The following is an 11,601-nucleotide window of genomic DNA, read 5'->3' as shown; positions in this document are numbered from 1 at the left end:
AGCGCTCAGGTCGGTCACCGAGTCAGGCGCGTTCGCGCTCCACTGGCTGTCGCGACCCAGGTCCAGGGTGCGGCCATCGGCAAGCTCCAGCGACACGGAGCCGCCAGGACCGGTTTCCACCAGTTCCCCAGTGAACAAGCGATCCCCTTCTACCAGCAGGCGACGAATCCCTTCCGGGGATACCGCAAACACTTGACCGACAATGCTTTTGACGACCGCAACGCTGCTCATAAAAGACTCTCCGTGTATTACCGTTCAGGGGTATCCATCATGGAGACCGGCCTTTTTCTCTCGTGCCGATTCAATAGCTGGAGTACGTTAATCCCATGTAAAAAAATTTGGCGTCAATAATTTGTTGTTTCAATCAGCAAATTACTTTTCCGTCAAGGTATTGACCTATTTGACGCCATCCTAAACAATCTGCCCGGTAATGTCACATTGATATTTAAGCGGCATCGCGACTTTCTGTTTGCACCGTCCAGCTCTCATGACAAGCAGTGATTTCGGTTGCCACTCCAATGCACTATCCAAGTTTGTTGCGGTTTTTCAGGCAACCAATCCCCAGGGAAGAATCACAATGCGTTTGCACTTATTCAAAGCTTTGCCTTTTGCTCTAGCCGCCAGTTTCGTACAGGCTCAAACCCTGACGGAGGCGATGCAGAAAGCGGTGGAAGTTCATCCGGAGATCCAGTCGGGTGTCAATGCACGCATTGCTGCTGACTACCAAGTCGACGCAGCCAAAGGCGGCTACCTGCCTAAAGTCGACTTGCTGGGCGGTTATGGCCGTGAAAGCTCGGATAACACCTCGACCCGCGCGGCCAGCAACAGCCACGACTGGAAGACCTTGAACCGCGGCGAGTCAACCATTCGCTTACAGCAAAACCTGTTCCAAGGTTTTGGCACCCAAAATGAAATCGGCCGCCAACAAGCCACCGCCAACTCCCGTGGCTATGCGCTGCTCAATACGTCCGAGCGCACCGCCCTGACGGTCGCCCAGGTTTATCTGGATGTCTTGACCCGTCGCGAGATGGTGCAATTGGCAGAAGACAACCTGAAAAGCCACGAACGTATTTTTGACCAGATCAAATTGCGCACCAGCCGTGGCGTCGGAAGAATGGCGGACATGGACCAGGCCGAAGCCCGTCTGGCTCAAGCTCAAAACAACTTGATCACCGAACAGACCAACCTGGCTGACGCGAACACCAACTACTTGAGCGTGGTCGGCCAAGAGCCAGACCAACTGGAGAAACCAGCGGGTGTTGTGACCTTGCTGCCGGCCAGCCTGGATGAAGCCCGTCGCCAGATGATTGCAGACAGCCCGGCATTGCGCTCTGCCGAGTCGGATATCAGCGCCGCTGAAAAGCAGTACGAATCCGCCAAGTCGACCTTCTACCCGCGCTTTGATGCGGTGCTGCAACGCTCGGCCAACAACAACATCGGCGGCGAACAAGGCCATGACAATGGCTATTCCGCCATGCTGAACATGCAGTTCAACCTGTTCAACGGTGGCAGCGACAAGGCCAACCTGCAGTCCAAGGCCTCCCAGGCCACCCAGGCGCTGGATATCCGCAACAACGCCCTGCGTCAGTTGAACGAAGAGCTGGGCCTGGCGTGGAACGCCTACAATAACGCTACCCAGCAGGTGCCGATCGCGCAGCAATATGTGGATCGCAGCAATAAAGTGCGCACCTCGTACCAGCAGCAGTTCAGCCTCGGTGAGCGTACACTGCTCGACTTGCTCGACAGCGAGAATGAACTGTTCACCGCTCAGCAGCGTCTGGCGCAGATCAAAAGCCTGCAGCTATATACGCAGTATCGAATCAAGGCTGATATGGGCCAACTGCTGAGAAGCCAGGGCGTGGTTGCTCCGATGGCATCGGTTGTGCAAAACGATATTAAACCGTCGGTAAACCTGCCAGGGATGAACTGATTCTTGACGGAGTTGGACCACTCAACTGCATTAAGTGAGAGTCAGCTTGGATTCTGAAATAGGTGTGGCGCAACTCAACCATGACCCGCGCAGTCAGCATGACGACCCCCTGCTGGATGGGTTGTTGGCACTCTGCTCACTGCATTACAAACCCGCCAGCCGCGCGATGCTGACCACTGGGCTGCCACTGGCGGCCCAGCGTTTGAGCCCCGAGTTGCTGCCGCGCGCAGCCGCTCGGGCGGGTTTGCAGGGACGGTTGCTGCAACGCAAGCTGGAACAGATTCCGTCCATCGCGCTGCCCGCCATGCTGCTGCTCAAGGAAGGGCGCAGCGCGGTGCTGCTGGGATGGGACGGTGACACGGCGCGCCTGCTGCTCAGCGAAAGCGACGGCGGCGAAGTACACCTCACCCGTGAAGTATTGAGTCAAGATTACAGCGGTCGGGTATTTTTCGCCCAACCGCAGCATAAATTTGACATCACCAGCGGCACGCTGATCCCGCGCGCACGCTCGTGGTTTCGAGACACCCTCAAGCGCTCGCGCTGGCTCTACGCCGACGCGATCGCCGCGAGCCTGGTGATCAACCTGATCGCCCTGGCCGCACCGCTGTTTGTGATGAACGTGTATGACCGCGTAGTCCCCAACCAGGCCACCGCCACCCTGTGGGTGCTGGCTATTGGTATCTGCGGCGCCTACCTGTTCGACCTGCTGCTCAAGAGCCTGCGCAGTTTATGCCTGGACCTGGCGGGCAAAAAAACCGACCTGATCATTTCCGCGACGCTGTTCGAGCGCATCGTGGGCATGGCGATGAAAGTACGCCCGGCACGGGTCGGCAGCTTTGCGCAGAACATCCATGAATTCCAGGGGATGCGCGATTTCCTCACATCGCTGACCCTCGCGAGCCTGATCGACCTGCCCTTTACCCTGATCATCCTGGCGGTGATCGCCATGCTCGGCGGCCACCTGGTGTGGATTCCGATCATCGCCTTCCCGCTGGCCCTGGGTATCGGCCACATGCTGCAAAAACCGCTGACTGCGACACTGGAGCGCACCATGGCCCTGGGTGCCGAGCGCCAGTCGAGCCTGATCGAAACCCTCGCCGGGCTCGATGCGGTCAAGGTCAATAACGCAGAAAGCGAACGCCAGTATCAATGGGAGCAGACCATTGGCACCCTCAGCCGCCTGGAACTGCGGGTTAAGGTGTTGTCCGGCCTGGCCATGAACATCACCTTGCTGATCCAGCAAGTGGCCGGCGTGGCGATGATCATTTTCGGCGTATACCAAATCATTGATGGCGCCCTCAGCATGGGCGGCCTCGTCGCCTGCTACATGCTCAGCGGCCGCGCACTGGGCCCGCTGGCCCAACTGTCGGGCCTGCTGACGCGTTACCAGCAAGCCAAGGTGACGATGGTGTCGGTCGACCAGATGATGGAGTTGCCGCAAGAACGCAACTACGACGAACGCCCGCTCAGCCGCAAGGCACTGCAAGGTGCGATGACGTTCCGCGAAGTCGACTTCACCTACCCGAACCAACAAAACCTGGCGCTGCGCGGCATCAACCTGAATGTAAAGCCGGGCGAGAAAATCGGCATCATCGGGCGCAGCGGCTCGGGTAAAAGCTCGCTGGCCAAACTGCTGGTCGGTCTTTACCAGCCGGACTCGGGCTCGTTGCTGGTCGATGGCGTGGACATTCGCCAGATCGATGTCAGCGAATTGCGTCATAACATCGGCTATGTGGCCCAGGACATCCAACTGCTGGCCGGCACCTTGCGCGACAACCTCGTCTCGGGCGCGCGCTACGTAGATGATGAAATGGTGCTACAGGCCTCAGAACTTGCCGGCGTGCATGAATTTGCCAGGCTGCATCCGCAAGGTTACGAACTGCAAGTGGGCGAACGCGGGCAAAACCTCTCCGGCGGCCAGCGACAAAACGTCGCCCTCGCCCGCGCATTGCTGTTGAACCCACCGATCCTGCTGCTGGACGAACCGACCAGCGCCATGGACAACACCGGCGAAGAGCGCCTGAAACAGCGCTTGCAGTCGGTCATCGAAAACAAGACGGTGATTCTGGTTACCCACCGCGCCTCACTGCTGAGCCTGGTGGATCGCCTGCTGGTGATCGACCGTGGCCAGATACTCGCAGACGGTCCCAAAGCGGCCGTTATGGAAGCGCTGAAAAAGGGGCAAATCAGTGTCGCTTAATTCCGGCTCACGCCGTTTGAAAGACGTCATCTTCGGCTATTTCAGGGGCACCGACTCGCTCGAAGACCAGCCCTTGCCCGAAGTCGAAAAAGCCCTGGTCGACGACGCCCCGCGCATCGTGCGCCTGACCATTTGGGGCGTGATCGGCTTCTTCGTGTTCCTGCTGCTGTGGGCACACTTTGCGATCATCGATGAAGTGACCAAAGGCGAAGGCAAGGCAATCCCCTCCTCGCGCATCCAGAAGATCCAAAACCTGGAAGGCGGCATCGTCGCCCAGATCTACGTTCACGAAGGGCAGATCGTCGAGGCCGGTGCGCCGCTGGTACGCCTGGACGACACACGCTTTGCCTCCAACGTCGGCGAAACCGAAGCCGACCGCGTGGCCATGGAGCTGCGTGTTGAGCGCCTCAGCGCCGAGATCGAAAATCGCCCGCTGAACATCACCGAAGACGCACGCAAAGCGGTGCCCAACCAGGCCTCGAACGAAGAGTCGCTGTACCTGAGCCGACGCCAGCAACTGTCCGACGAAATTGGCGGGCTGCAACAACAATTGCTGCAACGCCAGCAGGAACAGCGTGAGTTCGCCTCCAAGCAGGAACAATACCGCAACAGCCTGAGCCTGCTGCGCCAAGAGATCGGCATGTCCGAACCGCTGGTAAAACAAGGCGCGATCTCGCCGGTAGAAGTGCTGCGCCTCAAGCGCTCCGAAGTGGAAACCCGCGGCATGCTCGACGGCACCACCCTGGCCATCCCCCGCGCCCAGGCCGCCATCAACGAAGTGCAGCGCAAAATCGACGAGACCCGCGGCAAATTCCGCAGCGAAGCGTTGGCTCAGTTGAACGAAGCACGCACCAACCTGAGCAAGGCCGAGGCCACGTCCAAAGGCCTGGAAGACCGCGTCAGCCGCACCATGGTCACCTCGCCCCTGCGTGGCATCGTCAAGCAAATGCTGGTCAACACCGTCGGCGGCGTCATCCAGCCCGGCAGCGACATCGCCGAAGTCGTACCACTGGACGACACGCTGCTGGTGGAAGCCAAGATCCGCCCGCAAGACATCGCCTTCCTGCACCCTGGCCAGGAAGCGATGATCAAATTCACCGCCTACGACTACACCATCTACGGCGGCCTCAAAGGCAAACTCGAACAGATCGGCGCCGACACCGTGATGGATGAAGAGAAGAAGAACACTTTCTACCTCATCAAACTGCGCACCGACCGCAGCCACCTGGGCACCGACGAAAAACCCCTGCTGATCATCCCCGGCATGGTGGCCTCCGTAGACATCATCACCGGCAAGAAGAGCATCTTGAGCTACCTGCTCAAACCGATCATCAAATCCCGTGCAGAGGCCATGCACGAGCGCTGATCGGGGTAATTTGTTGCTGGAGAAGCGGATAAATGCAGGGCGAAGGGCGAAAACTTGGGTTTTCGCAAAAATAGTCAGATTTCAGGGGTTTACAGAACTTTTTCAATCGCTATAATCGTCGCCCTAACACGCCGGTATAGCTCAGTTGGTAGAGCAACTGACTTGTAATCAGTAGGTCCCGGGTTCGACTCCTGGTGCCGGCACCATATCTCGAAGCCCCGCAATGCGGGGCTTTGTGGTTTCTGGAGGATGGGAAATTTCAGAAACGTGTAGGGCGAATTTAGTGAAAACGTCCACAAAACGTCCACACTCAAAAAACTAACCGGCAGTTTTCCGCGCACCCCACTTCTTTCTATTACGCTCCGATGTCAATTCACGGCCAATTTTCATAGCCGCCTCCAATAGATCTGCTGCCTCACGGAAACTGTCTGAGTCCGCCGTCCCATTGAAAAGCAAACCACCAGCGGTGACATCCAACCTAACGCTGTCAGCCAATTGATAAAAACGAACAATCTGCTTCGCTTCATGAGGCGTTAGCCCACCGAGCCGCGTAACGTTTGCCTGAACACTCGGTGTAGTGCTCGTGAATATTGACGGAGCACTTTAAAAACCTTGGCTCAAAGATCTCCGTAACTGAGGCGCCTCCAGGCGGCGACAAATAAGCCTGAGCGTCTCTCAGGCCGTCGAGATACCCCCTCAGCTCCACGTGGCCGCTGCGCTCATGACCGCCTCCGACAACTTGATGTATCGCCAAATTGGCGATACGCTTCGAGCATGTCTACCAAACACCGATTTCGCGAAAAGTACCGCATAGAGCTGCGGGAAAAGACCACCTACCGCCCCACGTACACTGACGGGCGGCGGCGTCGATGTCTTGATAAGCCTTGAAACATGTGAGGCGATGTTGGGCCGAGCGCCGACGGTGGTGCTGAAAGAGGCTTTGGCCTGGGTGCGTTTGCACCAAGACGAATTACTGGAGGAATGGCATAAATGGCATCCATGAAACGCCCCCGCCTGCGGGCTGTGCAGGCGCGTCCCGGCCATGTGCTGGAGCTGACATTTATCGACGGCCAACAGTTTCTGCTGGATATGACCCGCGACGTGGCCTCCTACCCAGGGCTCAAACCGCTGCAAGCGACCAAAGCGTTCAAAGGCGCGACCGTGGGCGATGACGGATGGACGGTGGAATGGCCCGAACTGGACATTCAAATCGGCGCCGACACGCTGTACCTGGACGCCTTGGCTCAGGCAGCGCCGGATGAAAACACGCGCATCTTCATCGGTTGGCGTGCGCGTACCGGGCTCAACCTGTCGCAAGCCGCCGAGGCATTGGGTGTCGGCACGCGGAGCATCACCCGCTACAGCAACGGCCGCGAAGCGGTGCCCCGCACATTGGCCTTGGCCTGCCTGGGTTGGGATCGTCTGCAAGAACAGCCCCAGCTCAAACGCGCGTGAAACCTTAGCGGCGATACTGATCACGTAGCCCCCGAACCCCGCCCTGTGCGGGGTTTTCGTATCTTGTTGTTGGCACTCATGCTGGTGAGTCGCTCGTTGGCGATCTGAACATGTGTAAGCAATGCTTCACTTGCCAGCCATCGATAGCCCTGGGTCCTCTAAATTTAGAGGCTGACATTCTGGCTTTAAAGCGGCAGCGATTTGAATCGCTCCGGATTCTGTTGTCGCGCCGCTAAGGCTAACAAGGCGTTTCAGACTAGGCAGACAACCCACACGCAGAAATATGGCACTTCGCCACTTTCCCGATTGACACCCCCTCCCCGCCACGTTAAAACCCCTGTCTTGCTTGTGCTTTTTATCGAGACATGGATGTTGTCGACCCCTCCGCTGTTCAAACACCGCCGCTATTGGCTGGCGGTCCTCATCGTGCTGCTGGCGATCCTCGATCCTTTCGGCCTGGCCAGTTCCAGCGACAAGGCGTCGGCGCAGTGGCTCAACCGTATGTTCGCCAGCCACTACGCCAATGACGGCCAGCAGCGGGTGGCGGTGGTGTTGATCGATGATGCGTACCTGATGCGCAACGCCACCTCCTGGCCGATGCCCTATGGCGAGCAGAGCAAGTTGTTCAAGCGCTTGCTGGCGTTTAAACCCAAGGCGGTGTTCGTCGATTTGCTTTACAGCCACGACCACTCTTTTGGCGACCCGGCGCGGGGCAGTCAGTTACTGGCGAATGTGTTCGAGCGCTATCAGCGCCAGGGCATTCCCTTGTGGCTGGCCAATACCGGGGTGGCGCGTGGCGAGGCAGGCCAGGCCAATACGCTGGCGCCGTTTGTCGAGGTCAGTCGCCCGGGCCTGGTGGCGTGGGCGGGGGTGGACGACAAGTACCCGTTGGCGGTGAATACGCCGATAGGCCTGATGGAAACCCCGGCCTTGGCGCTGTACCGCGCATTCTGTGAGACACAGGCCTGCCCGTCGCCGCCGGTGGATGCTCAAACCGCCGCAGGCCGGCAACCGATCGCGGTGCAATGGGGGCTGAAGCTGGCGCCGGAGCAGGCGCGGATCGCCGACGTGCGCCACTGCGCGCCGGCGCGGCATTTTTTGCTGGATGGGGTGGCGCAGTTGTTCCAGGCGGTGTTCTGGAAACTCGATGACTCGGAACAGGCACGCTGCCCTTATACGCTGACGTTAGCGGCCAGCGACCTAGAAGTCAGCGACCCGGACGACCAAGCCTTGGTCGCCGAGTTGCTGCGCGATCGCCTGGTGCTGGTCGGGGCCAATATCACCTCGACGGGTGATCTGGTGGAGTCGCCGGTACACGGCCAGTTACCTGGCGTTTATCTGCACGCCATGGCCCTCGACAACCTGATCAATGCGGGCATGGACTATGACCATGAGCCCGCCAACTTTCCTGGCCTGCCCTTTAATTGGCTGGACCTGCTGGAGCTGGGCCTGCTGGCGTTGATCGCCGTGCTCAAGGCGCTGCATGCGCGGCGGCTGGCGGGCCAGCGCACCTGGAGCCGGTGGCGGCGCCAGGAAATCTGGTTTTTTTCTTCGCCGTGCCCGTCATGGCTGTTGGTGATGTCCGCGCTTGCCGGGGTGAGTGTGCTGCTGAGCCTCAGCCACATCACGCCGGTGAACGTGTTGGGCATTGTGTTGCTGTCGTTGGTGTTGTTCAGCGAACGGATCGAAGCCTTTTTCGATCGTGATCGCTGAGTGCGCCGCTTTGTCATTTGACTCAAGGAATCCAAGGATGAACAGAAGTCTGATCGTCGTGCTCGTTGCGCTCTTCACTCAGGGTGCCTGGGCGGAAACCCACAGCATCAAGGCGTTCCTGGCCGACCCGGTGGCGGTGCTGGATGAACAGGGTAAACAACAGCGCGAGCTGCCGAAAAAAGACGCGCCGACCCAACCCGTCCCCGTGTTGCAGTACAACAAGGCGCTGGATCTGGTGCAGGTTGAGCTGGCGGGCCAGAAGGTTTGGCTGGACACCATGGACCTGCGCATCGAGCCGCCGCTCAATGTGGTCGACCTGCCCTGCCAGGGCCTGACCAAAAGCCAGACCAAAGACAGCCGCAATAACTCCACCATCGGTTTTGGTGCGGGCTGCAATCAATAAAAGGAGCGGTGCGGTGAAGGGATCTCTATTGGCAGCCAGCTTGCTGGCCAGCACGGTACTCAGTGGTTGCGCGACATTGAAAGGCGCCGACCAGGCGTTCCTGAACCTGGTGGGCCCATCGACCCAATCCAGGGTCCAGGGCCACTACGTGGATAACACCGACGTGCGCCAGTACTACAAGCTCGACCCGCAACGCCAGAGCCAGCAGCGCTTGAGCTATGACGGGCGCGCGGTACCGGCGGCCGAAGCACGCCAGCAGAACCTGGTGGATATCCCGATGCTGCAGGTGTACCTGCAGGGGATTGTCACGCGCCTGTCCAAGGGCTGGCCGGGTGAGTTGCCGACCTTGCAGGTGAAGATCACCGACAGTTACAGCTTCGGGCCCTCGGCAGACCCTTACGGCAATGTCTTCGTGCCGCTGGGCATGCTGGATAACGTCGGCAGCGAAGACGAAATCGCCGCGATGCTCGGCCACGAAATGAGCCACGTTCTGCTGCACCACCACGACCGCATGGCGGCCTTCCAGCAGCAGAAAGAGATGTTCACCACCGTGGCGTCCACCGTTGCCTTGGCCACTATGGCCGCCGATACCGGCGTGGACCGCAGTTCCGGGACGATGAAGCTGTTCAGCAAAGACCCCGCCGGCACCCAGAAAACCATCGGCAACACCGTGCTCTACACCACGTTGGCCAACACGTTTTCCGACCATGTATGGAGCACCGCGTGGGGCCGCACCCAGGAAGACCAGGCCGACCTGCTCGGCACCGACTTGATGATCCGCGCCGGTTACGCACCGCGTGCCGCTACCCATAGCCTGGAGCGCCTCAACGACTTCCAGGGCAAGCAGAAACCGTTGCTCAGCGGCTTCCTGACCGCACGCAAGAACGCCATGCAGGATTCGCTGCAGCAGTTCAATCTCAACCGCTTTACCCAGGAGTTGGACGTGCTGGTCAAAGACGGGCTGACCACCGGCATCTCCGCGACCACCCAGTATTTCAATCGCTCCCACATGTCAGCGATGGATCGTGACACCGAGTTGCGCCAGTACCTGCAGCGCGAATACCGCCAGGAACGCCGCGCGCGCATCAACCCCGAGAGTTGGGCGAAGATCAAAGGGACGCCGCAAGTGGCCAAGGCCATGCAGGGCTACAAGGATGCCTACTTCGCCAACGACGCCCTGGAGAAAAACAAGCTGCCCGAGGCCGATGGGTTTATCCGCAAAGCCTTGGCCTCGCCGGTCAAGGATCAGCCAGGCATTCGTCGCACCGCGTACACCGTGCGCCTGGCCCAGGGCAAAAACGGCGAAGCCTTGAAAGAGTTGCAGGCCATCAAGGACTGGAGCCTGGCAGGCCCGTCGACCTATGACCTGATGATCAGCTACCACCTCAAGCGCGGCGATGGGGAATCGGCGCTGGCGATGATCGACAAGGCCGAACGCAACCTGGGCTCGGAAGAACTGTTCATCACCGAGAAGTTGCTGGCCAATCAGCAATTGCAGAACGCGCAGCAGGTGCAAACCGTGCTGCGCAAGTGCGAGCAATACCCGACCCGCAAGGCAAACTGCAAGAAGCTGGCGCCGGCCAAAGCCTGAGGTTGACGATTAGGCCTACGGAGCCCGCCTCCTTCCCGCGGCGCTTTTTCCTAGCGCCCGGGAAGACCGTTCCTCTCGCCCACCCCACCGGTTCTTCGGTATAAACGTTCGCATTCTGCGTTGCGAACGGACTCCCATGAACGCCATAAAACTGATTTTCCTCCTGATCATTTCTCCCTTGCTGCTGGCCGGCGTTGGAACATGGGAATTGCAGCGCGCCACCGAGGGCGCACGGGTTCCCGGCCAAGCCCAGGCCTATGTCAACGTGATGAAGCCCGTCCTGAGGACGTGGCTGGAGGAAAATCCTACGATCCCCATTACTGTGGGCAGTGACGGCCTCAGCCCCGAGCAGTTTCTCTCCCGACTGGCGCGAATGGAGGCCGAGCTGCCTACCGCTCGCCATATAAATCGCATCCTGCACGCGCTGGCAGCCTGGGTCATTGGTCTGGGGCTGCTCGCCGCGCTGATCGGCGTGGCCGCGCTGGCCGGTACGCAATGGGCGGGGCGGCGCGCGCAGCAGTCGCGAGAACAGTTACTGCAGGTGTTTTCCCTGGGCAGCCGGTTATTGCCCTATGTGCTGGTGAGCCATGTGGTGGCGATGGCGGCAACGGTCGCCTTGGCGTTGAGTTATGAGGGCCTGGCGCTGTGGCATATCGGCCAGTTGGGCAAGGGCGAAGTCAAGCTGATGGGGTGGCTGGGGGTAATCGCGGCATTCTGCCTGTATTCGATCTGGCTGCTGCTCAAACAACTGCGGCACATGCTGGTGATGTTCGAGCCCACGCCGCTCGAGATGTTCGGACGGGTGGTGACGGCTGAACAGGCGCCCGGGTTATGGCGCCAGGTGCGCGAGTTGGCCGACAAACTGGGCGCGTCGCCGCCGGATCATATTGTGGTCAGCCTCGCCCTGGGCTTTTACGTGACCTCCAGCCCCGCCACGGTGCGG

At 59.6% G+C, this 11,601-nt stretch carries 8 protein-coding genes, 1 tRNA gene and 2 pseudogenes; 10 read left to right on the top strand and 1 reads right to left on the bottom strand.

All coding sequences use genetic code 11. From position 1 onward, the window contains the following. Window positions 1-231 (bottom strand): retention module-containing protein (locus L9Z73_RS16620; RefSeq protein ID WP_247403014.1); only part of this gene is annotated, 231 nt, incomplete at its 3' end. Window positions 232-577: 346 nt separating this feature from the next. On the opposite strand from L9Z73_RS16620, the gene L9Z73_RS16615 reads away from it, so the two are divergent. The 10 genes and pseudogenes from L9Z73_RS16615 to L9Z73_RS16570 form a co-directional block, all read left to right on the top strand. After that, the gene (locus tag L9Z73_RS16615; protein ID WP_247403011.1) at window positions 578-1,930 is read left to right on the top strand and encodes a TolC family outer membrane protein; all 1,353 of its coding nucleotides are present in this window, start codon (window positions 578-580) and stop codon (window positions 1,928-1,930) included. Window positions 1,931-1,976: 46 nt separating this feature from the next. Continuing rightward, window positions 1,977-4,130, top strand: coding sequence for a type I secretion system permease/ATPase (locus L9Z73_RS16610; RefSeq protein WP_247403009.1), 2,154 nt, complete (start codon window positions 1,977-1,979; stop codon window positions 4,128-4,130). Beyond that, window positions 4,120-5,496, top strand: a complete 1,377-nt coding sequence (locus L9Z73_RS16605; RefSeq protein WP_247403006.1) for an HlyD family type I secretion periplasmic adaptor subunit — start codon at window positions 4,120-4,122, stop codon at window positions 5,494-5,496. The genes L9Z73_RS16610 and L9Z73_RS16605 overlap by 11 nt, the downstream gene beginning before the upstream one ends. Window positions 5,497-5,626: 130 nt before the next feature. Then, window positions 5,627-5,702, top strand: a tRNA-Thr gene (locus L9Z73_RS16600). A 568-nt stretch (window positions 5,703-6,270) separates the two neighbouring features. After that, a pseudogene (locus tag L9Z73_RS16595) lies at window positions 6,271-6,499 on the top strand (DUF4160 domain-containing protein). After that, entirely contained in the window at window positions 6,487-6,951 is a 465-nt protein-coding gene (locus L9Z73_RS16590) for a DUF2442 domain-containing protein (protein WP_247403004.1), read from the top strand. The pseudogene L9Z73_RS16595 and the gene L9Z73_RS16590 overlap by 13 nt, the downstream one beginning before the upstream one ends. 369 nt (window positions 6,952-7,320) lie before the next feature. After that, a complete protein-coding gene (locus L9Z73_RS16585; protein WP_247403001.1) occupies window positions 7,321-8,664 on the top strand; it encodes a CHASE2 domain-containing protein in 1,344 nt (447 codons plus the stop codon). Between the two features lie 37 nt (window positions 8,665-8,701). Continuing rightward, a complete protein-coding gene (locus L9Z73_RS16580; protein ID WP_017848541.1) occupies window positions 8,702-9,067 on the top strand; it encodes a hypothetical protein in 366 nt (121 codons plus the stop codon). Window positions 9,068-9,080: 13 nt separating this feature from the next. After that, window positions 9,081-10,658, top strand: coding sequence for a M48 family metallopeptidase (locus L9Z73_RS16575; protein ID WP_247402998.1), 1,578 nt, complete (start codon window positions 9,081-9,083; stop codon window positions 10,656-10,658). A gap of 136 nt (window positions 10,659-10,794) precedes the next feature. After that, window positions 10,795-11,601, top strand: a pseudogene (locus tag L9Z73_RS16570) (M48 family metallopeptidase); the annotation flags it as partial.

Origin of the sequence: Pseudomonas emilianonis, assembly GCF_023072625.1 — a bacterium.
Classification (GTDB): domain Bacteria; phylum Pseudomonadota; class Gammaproteobacteria; order Pseudomonadales; family Pseudomonadaceae; genus Aquipseudomonas; species Aquipseudomonas paraveronii.
The sequence above is the reverse complement of the archived record's forward strand: the minus strand, read 5'-3'. Positions and strand labels throughout refer to the sequence as shown.

What these genes read in the sequence shown, in the direction of transcription:
- L9Z73_RS16580 (WP_017848541.1), top strand. Translation starts at nt 8,702, where the DNA reads ATGAACAGAAGTCTGATCGTCGTGCTCGTTGCGCTCTTCACTCAGGGT.
- L9Z73_RS16615 (WP_247403011.1), top strand. Translation starts at nt 578, where the DNA reads ATGCGTTTGCACTTATTCAAAGCTTTGCCTTTTGCTCTAGCCGCCAGT.
- L9Z73_RS16585 (WP_247403001.1), top strand. Translation starts at nt 7,321, where the DNA reads ATGTTGTCGACCCCTCCGCTGTTCAAACACCGCCGCTATTGGCTGGCG.
- L9Z73_RS16590 (WP_247403004.1), top strand. Translation starts at nt 6,487, where the DNA reads ATGGCATCCATGAAACGCCCCCGCCTGCGGGCTGTGCAGGCGCGTCCC.